Origin of the sequence: Caulobacter vibrioides, from assembly GCF_002858865.1 — a bacterium.
In the GTDB taxonomy this organism is placed as follows: domain Bacteria; phylum Pseudomonadota; class Alphaproteobacteria; order Caulobacterales; family Caulobacteraceae; genus Caulobacter; species Caulobacter vibrioides.
The window spans coordinates 26391-43380 of the sequence record NZ_PJRR01000016.1 but is presented as its reverse complement, the minus strand read 5'-3'; the positions used below and the strand labels follow the sequence as shown (position 1 = coordinate 43380).

The window sequence follows — 16990 nt, the reverse complement described above, 5'->3', positions numbered from 1 at the left end:
TCGGCGCTACTCCCTCCGAGCGGTTCCGAGGGGCTTAGGCGAAGGTCGACGAGAAGCTGTCGAGCGCGCTCTTCAGCGTGTTCTCCAGATCCTTGTCGAGCGCCTTCTTGGTGCGGATGCCTTCCAGCAGGTCGGCGTGCTGGCTGTGCAGACGCGCCAGGAACTCAGCTTCGAAGCGACGCACCGACGAGGTCGGGATGCCGTCGAGGTAACCGCGGGTGCCGGCGTAGATCACGCAGACCTGCTCTTCGACCGACAGCGGCGCGTATTGCGGCTGCTTCAGCAGTTCGGTCAGGCGTTCGCCGCGCGCCAGCATCTTCTGGGTCGAGGCGTCCAGGTCCGAGCCGAACTTCGCGAAGGCGGCCATTTCACGATACTGGGCCAGCTCGCCCTTAATCGGGCCGGCGACCTGCTTCATGGCCTTGATCTGGGCGGACGAGCCCACGCGCGACACCGAGATACCGACGTTCACAGCCGGACGGATGCCTTGGTAGAACAGGTCGGTTTCCAGGAAGATCTGGCCGTCGGTGATCGAGATCACGTTGGTCGGGATGTAGGCCGACACGTCGTTGGCCTGGGTTTCGATGATCGGCAGAGCCGTCAGCGAGCCCGAACCGTTGTCTTCGTTCAGCTTCGCGGCGCGTTCCAGCAGGCGCGAGTGCAGATAGAAGACGTCGCCCGGATAGGCTTCGCGGCCCGGCGGGCGGCGCAGCAGCAGCGACATCTGACGGTAGGCGACGGCCTGCTTGGACAGGTCGTCATAGATGATCAGGCCGTGCAGGCCGTTGTCGCGGAACCACTCGCCCATGGCGCAGCCGGCGAACGGGGCCAGGTACTGCAGCGGGGCCGGCTCCGAGGCCGATGCCACGACGACGGTCGTGTATTCCAGGGCGCCGTGCTCTTCCAGGGTCTTGACGATCTGGGCGACGGTCGAGCGCTTCTGGCCGATGGCGACGTAGACGCAGTAGAGCTTGGCGCTCTCGTCCTTGCCGGCGTTCACGGCCTTCTGGTTCAGGATGGTGTCGATGGCGACGGCGGTCTTGCCGGTCTGACGGTCACCGATGATCAGCTCGCGCTGGCCACGGCCGACCGGGATCAGGGTGTCGATCGACTTCAGGCCGGTCTGCACGGGCTCGTGCACCGACTTGCGCGGGATGATGCCCGGCGCCTTGACGTCGACGCGGCGGCGCTCGGTGTACTGGATCGGGCCCTTGCCGTCGATCGGCTCGCCCAGCGGGTTGACGACGCGGCCCAGCAGGCCACGGCCGACCGGCACGTCCACGATCTCGCCGAGGCGACGGACTTCGTCGCCTTCCTTGATTTCCTGGTCCTGGCCGAAGATCACGGCGCCGACATTGTCGCGCTCGAGGTTCAGGGCCATGCCCTTCACGCCGGCCTTCGGGAACTCCAGCATTTCGCCGGCCTGGACGTTGTCCAGACCGTAGATGCGGGCGATGCCGTCACCGACGGACAGCACCTGGCCGACGTCCGAGACGGCGGCCTCTTCGCCGAAGTTGGCGATCTGCGACTTGAGGATGGCCGAAATCTCGGCGGCGCGGATGTCCATGGTCTTCTGGGCTCTCTGCGATCTAATTTTTTCGAGGCGCTTAATTAAAGGCTTAAGCGCGCTTCAGGGCGAATTTCAGGGAATCGAGCTTCGAACGGAGCGAAGCGTCGAAGAGACGCGAACCGACGCGCACCTTCAGACCGCCCAGGAGGGACGGATCGACGCGCGTGGAAACTTCGGGGGTCTTGCCCAGGGCCTGGGCCAGGGCGGTTTGCACGCCCTTCAGCTGGGCCGGCGACAGGGCGGCGGCCGAGACGACTTCCGCCGTCACCACGCCGCGATGCTTGGCCGACAGCTCGACGAAGGCCGAGATCGCGCCGAGCAGGTCGCCGGTGCGACCGTTGGCCGCGACGAGGCCCAGAAACTTGGTGGTCAGCGGCTGGAAGCCGGCCTTCTTGGCCACGGCGGTCAGGCCCTTGCCCTTATCCTCTGCCGAGAAGGCGGGCGAAGCGATCAGGCGGCGCAGGTCGGCGCTGTCGGCGACCATGGCCTTCAAGCTCTTCAGGTCGGCTTCGACCTTTTGCAGGGAGCCGTTCTCGATCGTCAATTCGAAGAGGGACTGCGCATAACGCTGACCCGCATCCGTCGCCTTGGTTTCGTCCGCCACTTGGTATCCGCCCGGTGCGTTGCAAATCGCCGCCGACAAGAAGTTTAACCCTCATCGCGACTTAAAGGCTTGAACGCGCTTGAAAAAAGCACATGGACGGTCGGCGCTGCCGCGCCGCCCCGTCCGAAGCCGCGCGCCTGATAACACGGGCCTTTCGCAGTCGCAACCAAAGGGGCGCAACCGAGCGCTCGCTCAGACCCCGGAGCGACGGAATATCGCCGAGGCCGAGGCCGCCAGCCCCCCGTCGGCGCGGCGCAGTTCACCCTGCGCGAAGATCAGGCTCTTGGTGGCGCGTTCCACCCAGGCCTTGCCGTCAAGGTCGCCAGCGGTCTCGCCCGCGCCATAGTCGACGGTCAGCGAGGCGAGCGAGGCGTCCTCGCCTGCGGCCTTGCAGAGAACGGATTCCAGTTGGGCGGCGAGGCTCTTGTCCATGGGTTTCAACTAGTCCTGTCGCCGGAAAAGAAAAAGAGGCGGCGGGAGGTCCCGCCGCCCCATAAAGGCGAATGCTCGAGGAAACAGCCAGACCGGGCCGGAGAAACGGCGGCCCACAACGCGTCTGGTACTAGGGTAAAGCGATAGGTGTTCTTACTTAGCCGCGACCTTGGCCGAGGCGTTGCAGCGGGCCAGGTCTTCGGCGTCCAGCGACTTGGTTTCGCCGCCGAAGGCCGCGACGCGACCCACTTCCTTGGCGAGCGCCTTGCAGGCGGCCGCAGTGAGGGCTCGCGAGGGGGCCTGAGCCGAGACGCACTCGGCGCCCTCGCAGACAAAGACGGCGCCGCCGGCGACAACCTTGGTCTTGGCCGCGACGGGCGCGTCCAGCGCAGCGGCGATGCGACCGTCGGCGAAGGCCGAACCGGCGAACATGGAAACAGACAGGGCGGCGACAGCCGCCAGCGAACGGAGCTTCATGAGAAAGCCCTCCGGCTTTGGGGACGTTGCGGTCAGATCGAGGATCGGTGAAACGCGTGTACTGGCCGCTCGACCCCGGGGATGACGGCGCCGGTATCCCCACCGGTGCTTCGGGTCCGAACTAAGCATCGCTTAGATATCAGTGATAAGAAATTGCGCAAGGGCAATTTTGCTTGCGCTTCGCATTTTCGAGAATCGCGGATCTCTCGCCGGATGCGGCGAGGCCAGGGTGGAATCGGCGAGCCTTAAAGACCCAGGATCTGGTCGATCCGGCTCTCGGCCTTGGCGTGGATGGCGCGCTCTTCGACCATGCCCTTGGCGCGGGCGTAGCGGCCGTCCTTGCCGACCCGGCGCTGGATGCCGTCGGCGGTCAGCACGGGTCCCGGACCGGCGGGATCGGTGAAGGCGCTCATCAGGGCGGCCATGGTCGCGCCGATGAAGGCGGCGGCCACCGGCCCGATCGCGCCGACCCACCCTTCGCCGAAGATGGTTTGCAGACGATCGATCAGAAGCTCGCGGTTCGGCTGCTTCTCCATCACCCCGATCATCCAGAGGACGGAGCCCTCGACAATCGCGGCCAGCAGCACCGGCAACACTACGCCCAGAACACGCGGTCGGACAAACAGTCCGAGCGCTGCGCCGATGATCGCGAAGGCGGCCATGGTGATCATGCGGCGAGTGTAACCCCGTTCTGGTCAAGGACCGGTTAAGGCCCGTTCCGCAGGGGCACGATTGGCCGCCGCCGCCGCCCGCGCTTTAGTCGCCGCTATAAAGAGAACAATGCGCGCAGGGAGGCTTGACCATGGACTTCCGACTGTCACCGGAACTTTCGGCCTATCTTGAGGAGCTCGACGCCTTCATCGCGAAGGAGATCGCCCCGCTCCAGGCGAAGGACGACAACCAGCGCTTCTTCGACCACCGCCGCGAATGGGCCCGCACCGACTGGGACGCCGGCGGCCTGCCGCGCCACGAATGGGAGGAACTGCTCGCCAAGGCCCGCAAGTTGGCCGACAAGGCGGGCCACTATCGCTATGCGCTCCCCAAGGCCTATGGCGGCCAGGACGGCACCAATCTTGGCATGGCGGTGATCCGCGAGCACCTGGCGTCCAAGGGCCTTGGCCTGTTCAACGACCTGCAGAACGAGCACTCGATCGTCGGCAACAATCCGTTCGTGCTGATGATCCGCGACTTTGGCCGGCCCGACCAGCAGCACCTGATCGAGGACATGCTGGATCGCGGCGCCTTCCGCCCGACCTTTGGCCTGACCGAACCCGACCACGGCTCGGACGCCACCCACATGGAGACCCAGGCGGTCCGCGAGGAACGCCACGGCCAGGCGGGCTGGCGGATCGACGGCGAGAAGATGTGGACCACGGGCATGCACGTGGCCACGCACTGCTGCCTGTTCGCCCGCACCAGCGGCCAGGACGGCGACGCGCGCGGCATCACCGCCTTTCTGGTCCCGGCCCACGCGCCCGGCGTGAAGATCGAGGAGTATCTCTGGACCTTCAACATGCCGACCGACCACCCGCGCGTCAGCTTCACCGACGTGTGGGTTCCCGACAGCGCGATGTTCGGTCCGGAAGGCGGGGGCCTGGCCCTAGCCCAGCACTTCGTGCACGAGAACCGCATCCGCCAGGCGGCCTCGAGCCTCGGCGCAGCCGCCTACTGCATCGAGGAGAGCATCAAGTACGCCCGCGCCCGCAAGCCGTTCGGCAAGGCGCTGTCGGAAAATCAGGCCATCCAGTTCCCGATCGTCGAACTCTCGACCCAGGTCGAGATGCTGCGCCTGTTGATCCGCAAGACGGCCTGGGAGATGGACCAGATGTCCAAGCCCGAGGTCGAAAAGCGCCTCTCGGACAAGGTCTCGATGTGTAACTACTGGGCCAACCGCCTGTGCTGCGAGGCCGCCGACCGGGCCATGCAGATCCACGGCGGCATCGGCTATTCGCGCCACAAGCCGTTCGAGCACATCTACCGCCACCACCGCCGCTACCGGATCACCGAGGGCGCCGAGGAGATCCAGATGCGCAAGGTCGCCGCCTGGCTGTTCGGCTATATGGGTCCGCGCAAGCAGGCGTTTGCGGAGATGGATAAGGTTTAACCTCTGCGCCCCTGACGCGTATCAATTCCCGCGCTATCTAACAGCGGTATGCGAGCCATCATGGTCGCATACCGCAGGCTCGCCTGGTTTGGTGGAGGGATACTTGAACAGCCGTCTCGTTCGTAACGCCGCGCGCGTCGCCCTGGTCGTCGCCATCCCCGCCACCCTGGCCGGTTGCGGGATCAACACCATTCCAACCCAGGACGAGGCGACCAAGACCGCCTGGGCCGAGGTCCAGAACCAGTATCAGCGCCGCGCCGACCTGATCCCGAACCTGGTGGCGACGGTGAAGGGCTACGCGGCCCAGGAGAAGGACGTGCTGACCGCCGTCACCGAGGCCCGCGCCAGCGCCACCCAGGTCAAGGTCGACGCCTCGACCATCACCGACCCGGCCCAGTTCCAGAAGTTCGCCGCCGCCCAGGACCAGCTGTCGGGCGTGCTGGGCCGCCTCATGGTCATCCAGGAGCAGTATCCGGACCTGAAGTCGAACCAGAACTTCCTGGCCCTGCAGAGCCAGCTGGAAGGCACCGAAAACCGGATCACCATCGCGCGGCGCGACTACAACGAGACCGCCCAGAAGTACAACACGACCCTGCGGACCTTCCCCAGCCTGCTCTGGGCCAAGACCCTCTACAGCGACCAGAAGCCGGCCCAGCTGTTCCAGGCCTCGGCCGCCGCCCAGAGCGCCCCGACGGTGGACTTCTCCAGCCCGCCGACGGCGACGCCGCCGAAGGTTCAGTAGATGCGTCTCCTCCCCCGAGAAACGGGGGACGGGGACCGCCCCCGGGTCGCGCGAAGCGCGCGCCCAAGGGCAGGCTCAGCGGTGGAGGGGGCGCTCTCCGCCGCACAGCGTCCCCTCCGTCACGGCGCCTATCCGCGCCGCGCCACCTCCCCCGTTGCACGGGTGAGGATGGTGTTTCTCGCCCTCGTCGCGACCCTCTTCGCCCTGCCCGCGCTCGCCGAGCCCAAATTCCCGCCGCTGTCCGGCCGCGTGGTCGACGAGGCGCAGGTGCTGTCGCCGGACGTCGAGCGCGACCTTTCCGACAAGCTCGCGGCGCTGGAGACCCGCACCAGCCATCAGCTGGTGGTCGCCACGGTCAGCAGCCTGCAGGGCTATCCGATCGAGGATTACGGCTATCGCCTGGGCCGAACCTGGGGGATCGGCGACAAGGACAAGGACGACGGCGCGATCCTGCTGGTCGCGCCCAATGACCGGCAGGTGAGGATCGAGGTCGGCTATGGCCTCGAGCCGGTGCTGACCGACGCCCTGTCCAGCGTGATCATCCAGTCGGCGATCCTGCCCAAGTTCCGGGACGGCGATCTGTCGGGCGGCGTTGTCGCCGGGACCGACGCGCTGGTCGAGCAGTTGGGCCTGCCGCCCGAAGAGGCCAAGGCGCGCGTCGCGGACGCGGCGCGTCCCGAGCGTCACGAAGCGCGCGGCTCGCCGATCGTCGGCTTCCTGATCCTCCTGTTCATCATCTTCGTGTTTTCCAGCCTGTTCCGGGGCCGGCGCGGTGGCCTCGGCTCGGCCCTGCCCTGGATCATCCTCAGCGCGCTGAACAACAGCGGACGCGGCGGCGGCGGTTGGGGCGGCGGCGGTGGCGGCGGTTTCTCCGGCGGCGGCGGCTCGTTCGGCGGCGGCGGCAGTTCGGGACGGTGGTGAGATGGTAAGGCGCATGACCCCCCAAGATCTCGACCGCATCGCCCAGGCGGTGGCGGAGGCCGAAAAGACCACCGCCGGCGAGATCTTCTGCGTCCTGACCCCCGAGGTGTCGGACTATCGCGAAACGCCGCTGGTCTGGGCGGCCGCTTCGGCGCTGGTCCTGCCGGCCGGCGCGCTGCTGGCGGGCTTCCGCCCCGAGATGCTGACCCGCCTGTTCGGCGGCTGGAGCGTCGGCCACCAGGCCGCACACGACGGCGCGATCCTATCAGCGCTCTCCACCTACATCGTGCTGCAGCTCGTCGTATTCGTCGTCGCGGCTCTGGTGGTGTCGATCCCGCCGGTCCGCCGCGCCCTGACGCCCGGCGCGCTGAAGACAGCCCGCGTCAAGCGCGCGGCGATGGAGCAGTTCCTCAGCCACGGCCTGCACGTCACCCGCGACCGCACCGGCGTGCTGATCTTCGCCGCCCTGGCCGAGCACCGCGTCGAGGTCATCGCCGACGAGGGCATCTACAAGGCCGCGCCCAATGCGGTCTGGGATGAGGTGGTCGCCGACCTGGTGGCCGGACTCAAGCGCGGCAAGATCGCCGACGGCTTCGTCGCCGCCGTCGCCCGCACCGGCGGCATCCTGGCCGCCCATGTCCCCCCGCGCGGCGACGACCGCAATGAACTCTCCGACGGCCTGACGATCCTGCCCAAACGGTGACGCTGAGGAAGGCTGGCGGAACGCCTCGCCTCGGCGTCATCATCGACGCCAAGGAAGAGGGGAAACGCCATGTCCAACATCGACCCGACCCGCGCGCAGTTCGACGCCTTCAAGGCCCTGCCGCGCGACACGCCGATCCACATGCTGAACCTGATCCGGCTAAAGCCCCTGGCCGAGTATCCGGCGGACCATCCCAATCACGGCAAGGGGATGAGCGGCCTGGACGCCTATCGCGAATATGGCCGCACCTCCGGTCCGATCTTCGAGGGACTGGGCGGGCGGCAGGTGTGGGCGGGCAGCCCCGAAGTCGTGCTGACCGGTCCCAGCGACGAGCGATGGGACCTGGCCTTCATCGCCGAATATCCGAACGCCGGCGCCTTCCTGGCGATGGTCACGAACCCGGACTACCGCGAGCACGTCAAGCATCGCCAAGCGGCGGTGGAGGACTCGCGGCTGATCCGCTTTTCGCCTTTCGCGCCCGGCAAGGGCTTCGGCGAATAACCGCTACTCGGCCGCCAGGGCGAGGGGCGCGGCCTGGGCGCCGCGCACCAGTCGGCCGGGTAAGGCCCCGGTCGGCTCGCCGTCGCGCTGGGTGACGACGCCGGCGACGATCGTGGCGACATAGCCGTGCGCGCGCTGGGTCAGACGACGGCCGCCGGCGGGCAGGTCATAGGCCACCTGCGGCGCCTCCAGCCTCAAGCCCGCATAGTCGATGACATTGAGATCCGCGCGGTAGCCCGGCGCAATCAGGCCCCGGTCCAGCAGGCCCACAGCCTGGGCGGTGTCGCGGCTTTGGCGAGCGATCATCGTCCCCAGCGGGATCCTTGGACCCCGCGTCCGATCCCGGGTCCAGTGGATCAGGTTGCTGGTCGGGAAACTGCCGTCGCAGATCATGCCCACATGCGCCCCGCCGTCAGACAGGCCCGGCACGGTGTCGCGATGGGTCAGCATGGCGAAGCTGGGGTCCAGCGAGCCGTCGGCGTAGTTCAGGAACGGATGGTACAGCATGCCCCGCCCGTCCTGGGCCAGCATGGCGTCCAGCGCGACGGCGGCCGGGTCGCGACCCTCCCGCGCGGCGATCGCGGCCACGGTTTTGTCGGCCGTCGGCTCGTAGTCCGGGTCGGCGCCGCCCATCGGATAGAGATTGTCCCAGGCTCGCAGCGCGCTGCCGGCGAAGGGGCCCCTGGCGTCGCCGTCGTGGGCCAGTAGCCGTGCGCGGAACGCCGGATCGGACATGGCCGCGACCTTGTCGGCCAGGGGGTGGTCCTTCAGTTCGGCGAAGACCGGGTTCTGGCTGAACGGATTGAGCGTCAGCTCCAGGCCAAACAGCACCCCGACCGGACGACCGCAGACCTGCGCCTTCATCGGCAGGCCGGCGTCGACGGCGGCCGCAACCCCGTCGAGCAGACCGCGCCAGCCTTCAGGGGCCTTGGGGCTCTGGACCAGGGAGAACGACAACGGGCGCCCGGAGCGCTCAACGATCCGCCGCAGCATGGCCAGCTCGGCGGCGCCGTCGACGAAATCCGACACCACCTGCAGCACGCCCTTACCGGCGGCCGCCAGGCCCAGCGCGATCCCCGTCAGTTCGTCCTCACCGGCGGTCAGGGTCGGGGTGGGCTGGCCGTCGCTGGTGCGGTGATTGAGGGTGCGCGAGGTCGAGAAGCCCAAGGCTCCGGCCTCGACCGCACGCCGGGCGATCGCGGCCATGGCGGCGATGTCGGCGTCGGTCGCCGGCTCACGATCGGCGCCCCGGACGCCCATCACATAGACCCGCAAAGCCGCGTGCGGCAGCTGAGCGCCGACATCCACGTCGAAGGCGCGGCCGGCCAGGAAATCTAGATAGTCGGGAAAGCTCTCCCAGGCCCAGGGCAGGCCCTCGGTCAGCACGGGAAAGGGGATGTCCTCGACACCTTCCATCAGGCGGATCAGGCGGTCGTGGTCGTCCGGGCGGCACGGCGCGAAGCCGACGCCGCAATTGCCCATCACCACCGTGGTCACGCCGTGGCCGGAGCTGGGGCCAAGCTGACCGCTCCAGGTCGCCTGGCCGTCATAGTGGGTGTGAATATCGACGAAGCCCGGGGTGACGATCCGCCCTCGGGCGTCGATCTCCTCGGCGCCGGCGGCGAGGCCCTTGCCGACCGCGACGATGACGCCGTCACGCACGCCGACATCGGCCTGGAAGCCCGGTCCGCCCGCGCCGTCGAACACCACGCCGCTCCGCAGGACCAGATCGTAGGCGCGATCACCCATGGCCGTCCTCCCGTTATCTTATCGTTGTTCACCAAGGTGCGCCCGGCCGGATGCAGGCGTCAAGAAAAAGGGCGGCCGCCGCAGCGACCGCCCTTCCCCGTTCCAGCCTATCTACCCCTAGAACGACTTCCTGACCGTCACGCCCATGGTGCGCGGCTGGCCCACGGCGTAGCCCAGGCGGGCCCGACCACCGCGTTCGCGGTCGAACGACAACAGGGCGTTCTCGTCGAACAGGTTGTTGACGTATAGCGTCAGGTCCACGCCGTCCTGCATCTCGAGACCGGCGCTGAGATTGACGATCTCATAGCTGGGCAGCGCAAGATTGACAGCCGTCGGAACCCTGCCCGTGGCGCCGCCGAACGCCAGGTTCGAGACGAACAGGCGCGGATTGTTCTCCTGGTCGCTGGCCTGGGTGAAGCGGTTGCCCACGTGCTGCAGCGAGGCCTTCAGGTAGCCGTTCACGCCCGGGCGGACTTCCTTGCTGTAGGTGACGTCGAACGACACCTGGAACTTCGGCACCGACGGCAGGCGATTGCCCTCGCGGATGCCGCCGATCACCGCGCCCGTCCCGTCCTTCACGGTCGAGTCGAACTCGGCTTCCAGCAGGCTGCCCGACAGGCCGATGTCGAGGCCGTTGGCCAGGCGCGCGGTCAGTTCGGCCTCGACGCCCTTGGTGTGGGCCTTGGGCACGTTGAACACCACGCGCGACGAGCACGAGCCGGCGTCCAGAGTGGTCTGCAGGTTCTTGATGTCGGTGTAGAAGGCCGCCGCGTTCAGGGTGACGCGCCCGAACCGCGACTTCACGCCGCCTTCGTAGTTCCACAGCGTCTCGTCGTCATAGTTCTGGTAGCCGCCGAAGATCGCCCGGTCCTGCGCCGAGCACAGCGGGATGTTCAGCGGGTCGTTGACGCCGCCCAGACGGAAACCCTTCGAGGCCTGGGCGTTGAAGGTGACCGTGTCGCTGGCCTCATAGCTGAGCAGGAAGCGCGGGGTGAAGCCGTCCGACGAGGTCTTGTCGGTGCGGTTGTCCCCGTTGGCGAACAGGCCGCCCGACTTGAACTGGCGAGTTTCGCTGAAGTCGTAGTAGCGGCCGCCGGCCGTCGCGGTCAGCTTGCCGACCGTATAGTTCAGCTCGCCGAACAGGGCCTTCTGCTTGATGTCGTAAGGCAGGTAGGCGTTGTAGGGCGAGTCCTTGCCAAAGCCGTTGGCGACGGCGGCGGAGGTGCCCGCGCCCAGGACGGCGTCGGTGTAGGTGTCATAGCCGGTGGTCGGCAGGCGCTGGTTGTAGACGCGGTCGACCTTCGAATAGAAGCCGCCGATCACCCACTGCAGCGGACCATCGGTGGTCGAGGCCAGGCGCAGTTCCTGGGTGAACTGCTCGAGGTCGGTGGTGTCGCGCAGGTTCGACGGCAGCAGCACCGCAGCGGCCGGATAGCCCAGATCCACCGAAACGCTGCCGGTCAGGGCGCTGGCGTCGCGGCTGACGGTGATGTCACGGCTGATGAAGCTGGTGACGCTGGTCAGGGTGGCGGCGTCGAACTTGAGGTTGGCGGTCATGTCCGCCAGCAGCGTGTTGTCCGAGAAGCGCTCGTCCAGCAGCAGGTACTGCTCGCGCTCACCCAGCTGGATCTTGGGCCGGGTGGTGGTGTTGTTGTTGGCGAACAGGTTGAAGGTTTCCTGGCGGTTGAAGCCGCCGGCGCGGATCTCCTGATAGACGACGCGCGGGGTGAAGTTCACCTGCTCGTTCGGCTCGATATAGAACGACAGACGGCCGCCGCGACGGGTGCCGTCATTGACGTTCTTGTCGACCTTGCCGCCCTCCTTGCGAGCGTCGATGAAGCCGCCGTACTGGGTCAGGTAGCCGACGGCGCGCATGGCGATCTTGTCGGAGATCGGGATGTTGACCGCGCCCTTCACGTGACCGCCGAACGCGTCGCCGTCCACCAGGTTAGCGTTGGCCTCGAACGTGCCCTCCGAGACGCCCAGCTTGGGCTGGTTGGTGATGTAGCGGATCGTGCCGCCCACCGAGCCCGAGCCGAACAGCGTGCCCTGCGGACCGCGCAAGGTCTCGACGCGGTTCAGGTCGAAGAGATCGACATCCGGCGTGAACAGCGACAGCGAGATCACCGACTCGTCGAGATAGACGCCGACCTGCTCCTTGACGCCGGGCTGGTCGCGAACGACCTGACCGGCCGAGACGCCACGCACCGACACCTGGCTCTGACCCGGGCCGAGGTTCTGGATCGTCAGGCCCGCCACGTTGCGCGACAGGTCTTCCAGGGTCACCGCGCCCGAGCGTTGGATGTCCTTTTCCGTCTGGGCGTTGATCGAGAAGGGAATGTCCTGGATCGTCGCGTCGCGCTTGGTCGCGGTGACGATGATTTCCTCGATGGCGTTCTGATCGGCCTGCTGCGCGGCGGCGATCGACGGCAGCGCCACGAGGCCCGCCCCGATAAGCGTAGAAAGCGCGCTGGCCCCCAGCAGCGCACGCGCGCGACCGCGCGACGACACGATGGTCATGATTACCTCCCTGATGTTTTTGGCGTTCTTGGAGCGTGACTCCCGACGCAACTGCAGCGTTCGTCCTCGCCCTGACGAAAGTCAACGCCAAACGAAGCGCACTAGAATCAGGGCGTTAGACACGCATAACACTGTGATCACAAAGCCACGCCAGGGCCGGGGAAGGGACGGTTTTCCTTTACGCACGCGTGATCTTTCGCAGCGCAAAGAGACGGTCTAGGGTGGCCGCCAATTCAAACTAACGTTTAACGGGGAGTGCGCCTCTATGCGCGAAGCGGTCATTGTTTCCTACGCCCGCACCGGTCTGGCCAAGTCGGTCCGTGGCGGCTTCAACAACACCCATGGCGCGGCGATGGCCGGCCACGCCATCCAGCACGCTGTGTCGCGCGCCGGACTGGAAGGGGCTGAGGTCGAGGACGTGGTCCTGGGCTGCGGCGGTCCCGAAGGCGCCACCGGCATGAACGTCGCGCGCAACGCCGCCATGTGGGCGGGTCTGCCGGTCACCACCTCGGGCCAGACCATCAACCGCTTCTGCTCGTCGGGCCTGCAGGCCATCGCCACGGCGGCCAACTATGTGCGCAACGACGGGGCCAATGTCGCCATCGGCGGCGGCGTCGAGTCTATCTCGCTGGTCAATGCGGGCGGTCATATGAACCGCTTCCACATCACCGAAGAGAAACTGATGCAGACCCATCCGGCGCTGTGGATGGCGATGATCGACACCGCCGACATCGTGGCCAAGCGCTACAATGTCAGCCGCGAGTACCAGGACGAATACGCCCTGCGCAGCCAGCAGCGCATCGCCGCCGCTCAGGCCGCCGGCCTGTTCAAGGACGAGATCGTTCCGATGGCCACCAAGATGAAGGTGGTCAACAAGGAAACCAAGGAAGAGTCCTTCGTCGACTACGTGGTCGACAAGGACGAGTGCAACCGCGCCGACACCACCCTGGAAGGCCTGGCCAGCCTCAAGCCCGTCATGGGCGAGGGCAAGTTCATCACCGCCGGCAACGCCAGCCAGCTGTCTGACGGCGCCGCCGCCGTGGTGGTGATGGAGGCCAAGGAAGCCGAAAAGCGCGGCCTGACCCCGCTGGGCGCTTTCCGCGGATTCGCCGTCGCCGGTTGCGAGCCTGACGAGATGGGCATCGGCCCGGTCTTCGCCGTGCCGCGCCTGCTGGAACGTCACGGCCTGAAGGTCGACGACATCGACATCTGGGAACTGAACGAAGCCTTCGCCTCACAGTGCCTGTACAGCCGCGACCGCCTGGGCATCGACCCGGAGAAGTACAACGTCAACGGCGGCTCGATCGCCATCGGTCACCCCTTCGGCATGACCGGCGCCCGCTGCGCCGGCCACCTCTTGCTGGAAGGCAAGCGCCGCAAGGCCAAGCTGGGCGTGGTGACGATGTGCATCGGCGGTGGCATGGGCGCCGCCGGCCTGTTCGAAATCTTCTGATTTCGATCAGGACGGATCACGGCGCCCATCCTCCAAAGAGACCTGGATCGCTTCACGCGATCCAGAGCGGCGCCGCCGGCCTGTTCGAAATCTTCTGATTTCGATCAGGACGGATCACGGCGCCCATCCTCCAAAGAGACCTGGATCGCTTCACGCGATCCAGAGCGGCGCCGCCGGCCTGTTCGAAATCTTCTGATTTCGAACAGCACACCCGTCTGACAGGGTGCTTGATTGAAAAAGGCCGGAAACCGCTTTCGCGGTTTCCGGCCTTTCTTTTTGCGTCAGGCGCTCAGCGAACCGATCACTGACGAAGGATCAGTGCGCCTCGTCCCAGTTGCTGGCGGCCCGCGCCTCGACGGTGAGCGGGATCGACAGCGCCACCGCCGGCTCGGCCGCCTTTTCCATGACCGCCCGGACCACCGCGCAGGCGCGTTCGGCCTCGGCCTCGGGGGCTTCGAACACCAGTTCGTCGTGCACCTGCAGCAGCATCCGGGTCGAGAGGCCGGCGGCCTCTAGCGCTGCGGGCATACGGATCATCGCCCGGCGCATGACATCGGCGGCCGCCCCCTGGATCGGGGCGTTGATCGCCGCGCGCTCGGCGAACTGGCGGTGCGCGGCCGACTTGGCCTCGATGTCGGGGATGTTGATCTTCCGACCGAAGATCGTCGTCACATAGCCATGCTCGCGCACGAAGGCCTTGGTCGCGTCCATATAGGCCTGGATGCCCGGGAAGCGCTCGAAATAGGTCTTGATATAGGCCCCGGCCTCGCCCTGGCTGATGCCCAGCTGGTTGGCCAGACCAAAGGCGGAAATGCCGTAGACAATGCCGAAATTGATCGCCTTGGCCCGGCGACGGATCATCGGATCCATGCCCTCGATCGGCGTGTCGAACATCTCCGAGGCCGTCATGGCGTGGATGTCGAGACCCTCCTGGAAGGCCTTCTTCAGCTGCGGGATGTCGCCGATATGGGCCAGCAGGCGCAGCTCGATCTGGCTGTAGTCGGCGCTGATCAGCACATGGCCCGGCGCGGCGACGAAGGCCTTGCGGATCTTGCGGCCTTCCTCGGTGCGGACCGGGATGTTCTGCAGGTTGGGATCGGACGAGGACAGCCGCCCCGTGGTCGTCGCCGCCAGGGCGTAGGACGTGTGCACCCGGCCCGTCGACGGCGCGATCGCCGCGATCAGGTTCTCGGTATAGGTGCCCTTCAGCTTGGAGAGCTGGCGCCAGTCCAGCAGCACGCGGGGGAGCTCGTGCTCCGGGGCCAGGCTTTCGAGCACGTCGCTGTCGGTCGACCACTGGCCAGTGGCGGTCTTCTTGCCGCCCTTCATCTGCATCTCGCCGAACAGAACATCGCCGATCTGCTTGGGGCTGCCTAGGTTGAAGGGGCGTCCCACCAGTTCCTGGGCGCGCGCCTCGAACTGGGCCATGCGCAGCGAGAACTCGTTGGACAGCAGGCGCAGGGCCTCTGGGTCCACGCGGACGCCGTTGTTCTCCATCATCGCCAGCACCGCCGGCATCGGACGCTCCAGCGTCTCGTAGACGGTCGACAGGCTCGCCCGCGCCAGCTGCGGCTTCAGATGGTGGTAGAGCCGCAGGGTGACGTCGGCGTCCTCGGCGGCGTAGGCGGTCGCCTCGGGCAGGGCCACGTGCTTGAAGCTGATCTGGCCCTTGCCGCTGCCGGCCACTTGCTTGAACGGGATCGGCTTGTGGCCCAGATGCAGCTCGGACAGCTCGTCCATGCCGTGGCCGTGCAGGCCCGCCTCCAGCACATAGCTGATCAGCATGGTGTCTTCGATCGGCGCGACCTGGATCCCGTGCCGGGCCAGCACGGCGATGTCGTACTTGGCGTTCTGCGCGACCTTCAGCACCGCCGGATCTTCCAGCATCGGCTTGAGGGTAGCGATGACGTCGGCCAGGGGGATCTGCTCGATGTCGGCCGGGGCCTCGAAGGCCAGGCCGTCGGCCTTTTCGCAGTGGCTGATCGGGATGTAGCAGGCCTCGCCCGGCGCGATGGCCAGCGACACGCCGCACAGCCCCGCCGTCGCCGATGAGAGCGCGTCGGTCTCGGTGTCGAAGGCGACCAGGCCCTTGTCCGTCGCCTTGGCGACCCAGGCCTTGAGGGTCGCAAGATCACGGACGCAGGCATAGGCCGCATGGTCGATCTTCACCGGCTCGACCGGATGCGCCGCCGCGCGGGCGGCCGCGCCCATGTAAGAGACGCTGACCACCGGCGCCTTGGGGGGCGCGGCGGGGCGATCCAGCGTGCCGGGCGTCGCGGCGGCCGAGCCGTCGCCGACCCGGCGGGCCAGCGAGCGGAACTCCATCTGCTCCAGGAAGGCGGCCAGGGCCTCCTTGTCGGGCTCACGCACCGTCAGCGCATCCAGCGGCTGGGGCAGCGGGGTGTCGCAGTCCAGCTTCACCAGGGCCCGTGACAGGCGGATCTGGTCGGCGAAATTGATCAGGGTCTCGCGACGCTTGGGCTGCTTGATCTCGCCTGCGCGCGCCAAGAGCGTGTCGAGATCGCCATATTCGGTGATCAGCTGGGCGGCGGTCTTGATGCCGATGCCCGGCGCGCCCGGCACGTTGTCGACGCTGTCGCCGCACAGGGCCTGAACATCGACGACCTTCTCAGGATAGACACCGAACTTCTCGAACACCTGCTCGCGCTCGATGCGCACGCCCTTCATCGGGTCGTACATCGAGACGCCATCGCCGACGAGCTGCATCAAGTCCTTGTCGGAGGAGACGATGATCGCCTCGCCGCCGATGTCGCGGGCCTTGCAGGCATAGGCGGCGATCAGGTCGTCGGCCTCATAGCCCGGCAGCTCGATCGCCGGGACGCCAAACGCCAGAGTGGCCTCGCGCACCAGCGGGAACTGCGGGATCAGGTCCTCGGGCGGCGGCGGACGGTGGGCCTTGTACTGGTCGTAGAGCGCGTTGCGGAACGTCTTTTCCGAATGGTCCCAGATCACCGCCAGGTGGGTGGGCGTGTCGCCCTGCATGTCGCGCAACAGCTTCCACAGCATGTTGCAGAAGCCCTGCACCGCGCCGACGGGCAGGCCGTCGCTCTTGCGCGTCAGCGGCGGCAGGGCGTGGTAGGCGCGGAACAGATAGGCCGAGCCGTCGACCAGGAAGAGCCGGACGGCCGGGCCGTCCTGGGTCAGTTCGGAAGCGTTCGGAAGCGGGGGCGCGGCGGCGTCGGTCATGGCCGGC

General features: G+C 67.2%; 14 protein-coding genes and 1 pseudogene. 6 read left to right on the top strand and 9 right to left on the bottom strand.

The features are described from left to right. Window positions 1–34 precede the first annotated feature (34 nt). The 5 genes from atpA to CVUC_RS19885 all read right to left on the bottom strand — a co-directional run bounded on the left by atpA (window position 35) and on the right by CVUC_RS19885 (window position 3745). Window positions 35–1567 carry a F0F1 ATP synthase subunit alpha gene (gene atpA / locus CVUC_RS12120; protein ID WP_010921278.1) on the bottom strand — a complete coding sequence of 511 codons (1533 nt, stop codon included), beginning with the start codon at window positions 1565–1567 and terminating at the stop codon, window positions 35–37. A gap of 52 nt (window positions 1568–1619) precedes the next feature. Then, window positions 1620–2174, bottom strand: coding sequence for a F0F1 ATP synthase subunit delta (locus CVUC_RS12115; protein WP_010921279.1), 555 nt, complete (start codon window positions 2172–2174; stop codon window positions 1620–1622). A 192-nt stretch (window positions 2175–2366) separates the two neighbouring features. Beyond that, a complete protein-coding gene (locus CVUC_RS12110; protein WP_024265957.1) occupies window positions 2367–2606 on the bottom strand; it encodes a PaaI-family thioesterase-like protein in 240 nt (79 codons plus the stop codon). A 153-nt stretch (window positions 2607–2759) separates the two neighbouring features. Beyond that, the gene (locus CVUC_RS12105) at window positions 2760–3083 is read right to left on the bottom strand and encodes a CC_3452 family protein (RefSeq protein ID WP_164468237.1); all 324 of its coding nucleotides are present in this window, start codon (window positions 3081–3083) and stop codon (window positions 2760–2762) included. 245 nt (window positions 3084–3328) lie between these two features. Then, complete coding sequence (locus tag CVUC_RS19885) at window positions 3329–3745, bottom strand: hypothetical protein (RefSeq protein ID WP_024265959.1); 417 nt, start codon at window positions 3743–3745, stop codon at window positions 3329–3331. A gap of 134 nt (window positions 3746–3879) precedes the next feature. On the opposite strand from CVUC_RS19885, the gene CVUC_RS12095 reads away from it, so the two are divergent. The 5 genes from CVUC_RS12095 (at window position 3880) to CVUC_RS12075 (ending at window position 8054) form a co-directional block, all read left to right on the top strand. Continuing rightward, on the top strand, window positions 3880–5187 hold the full coding sequence (locus tag CVUC_RS12095) for an acyl-CoA dehydrogenase family protein (RefSeq protein WP_096034468.1): 1308 nt from the start codon (window positions 3880–3882) through the stop codon (window positions 5185–5187). 91 nt (window positions 5188–5278) lie between these two features. Next, window positions 5279–5929 (top strand): LemA family protein, encoded by a 651-nt coding sequence (locus CVUC_RS12090; RefSeq protein WP_010921284.1) that lies wholly within the window; start codon window positions 5279–5281, stop codon window positions 5927–5929. Then, entirely contained in the window at window positions 5930–6850 is a 921-nt protein-coding gene (locus tag CVUC_RS12085; RefSeq protein ID WP_096034469.1) for a TPM domain-containing protein, read from the top strand. Between the two features lie 13 nt (window positions 6851–6863). Further along, a complete protein-coding gene (locus CVUC_RS12080; protein WP_233279796.1) occupies window positions 6864–7553 on the top strand; it encodes a TPM domain-containing protein in 690 nt (229 codons plus the stop codon). Between the two features lie 69 nt (window positions 7554–7622). Continuing rightward, window positions 7623–8054 carry a DUF1330 domain-containing protein gene (locus tag CVUC_RS12075; RefSeq protein WP_010921288.1) on the top strand — a complete coding sequence of 144 codons (432 nt, stop codon included), beginning with the start codon at window positions 7623–7625 and terminating at the stop codon, window positions 8052–8054. A 3-nt stretch (window positions 8055–8057) separates the two neighbouring features. Here CVUC_RS12075 and CVUC_RS12070 read toward each other — a convergent pair whose 3' ends face one another. Then, window positions 8058–9803 (bottom strand): N-acyl-D-amino-acid deacylase family protein, encoded by a 1746-nt coding sequence (locus tag CVUC_RS12070; protein WP_096034471.1) that lies wholly within the window; start codon window positions 9801–9803, stop codon window positions 8058–8060. Window positions 9804–9920: 117 nt separating this feature from the next. Beyond that, window positions 9921–12323: a TonB-dependent receptor gene (locus CVUC_RS12065; protein WP_096034472.1), complete on the bottom strand. Its 2403-nt coding sequence runs from the start codon at window positions 12321–12323 to the stop codon at window positions 9921–9923. Window positions 12324–12588: 265 nt separating this feature from the next. Here CVUC_RS12065 and CVUC_RS12060 point away from each other — a divergent pair, with 265 nt between their 5' ends. Further along, entirely contained in the window at window positions 12589–13776 is a 1188-nt protein-coding gene (locus CVUC_RS12060; RefSeq protein ID WP_010921291.1) for an acetyl-CoA C-acyltransferase, read from the top strand. A 150-nt stretch (window positions 13777–13926) separates the two neighbouring features. Here the strand turns inward: CVUC_RS12060 and CVUC_RS20455 are convergent. Together CVUC_RS20455 and polA are read right to left on the bottom strand one after the other, a co-directional pair. After that, window positions 13927–14052 (bottom strand): annotated as a pseudogene (locus tag CVUC_RS20455) (hypothetical protein); the annotation flags it as partial. A gap of 39 nt (window positions 14053–14091) precedes the next feature. After that, entirely contained in the window at window positions 14092–16983 is a 2892-nt protein-coding gene (gene polA, locus CVUC_RS12055) for a DNA polymerase I (RefSeq protein ID WP_164468239.1), read from the bottom strand. Window positions 16984–16990: the final 7 nt, after the last annotated feature.

What these genes read in the sequence shown, in the direction of transcription:
- atpA (WP_010921278.1), bottom strand. Translation starts at nt 1,567, where the DNA reads ATGGACATCCGCGCCGCCGAGATTTCGGCCATCCTCAAGTCGCAGATC.
- CVUC_RS12110 (WP_024265957.1), bottom strand. Translation starts at nt 2,606, where the DNA reads ATGGACAAGAGCCTCGCCGCCCAACTGGAATCCGTTCTCTGCAAGGCC.
- CVUC_RS12105 (WP_164468237.1), bottom strand. Translation starts at nt 3,083, where the DNA reads ATGAAGCTCCGTTCGCTGGCGGCTGTCGCCGCCCTGTCTGTTTCCATG.
- CVUC_RS19885 (WP_024265959.1), bottom strand. Translation starts at nt 3,745, where the DNA reads ATGGCCGCCTTCGCGATCATCGGCGCAGCGCTCGGACTGTTTGTCCGA.
- CVUC_RS12085 (WP_096034469.1), top strand. Translation starts at nt 5,930, where the DNA reads ATGCGTCTCCTCCCCCGAGAAACGGGGGACGGGGACCGCCCCCGGGTC.
- CVUC_RS12080 (WP_233279796.1), top strand. Translation starts at nt 6,864, where the DNA reads ATGACCCCCCAAGATCTCGACCGCATCGCCCAGGCGGTGGCGGAGGCC.
- CVUC_RS12075 (WP_010921288.1), top strand. Translation starts at nt 7,623, where the DNA reads ATGTCCAACATCGACCCGACCCGCGCGCAGTTCGACGCCTTCAAGGCC.
- CVUC_RS12070 (WP_096034471.1), bottom strand. Translation starts at nt 9,803, where the DNA reads ATGGGTGATCGCGCCTACGATCTGGTCCTGCGGAGCGGCGTGGTGTTC.
- CVUC_RS12065 (WP_096034472.1), bottom strand. Translation starts at nt 12,323, where the DNA reads ATGACCATCGTGTCGTCGCGCGGTCGCGCGCGTGCGCTGCTGGGGGCC.
- CVUC_RS12060 (WP_010921291.1), top strand. Translation starts at nt 12,589, where the DNA reads ATGCGCGAAGCGGTCATTGTTTCCTACGCCCGCACCGGTCTGGCCAAG.
- polA (WP_164468239.1), bottom strand. Translation starts at nt 16,983, where the DNA reads ATGACCGACGCCGCCGCGCCCCCGCTTCCGAACGCTTCCGAACTGACC.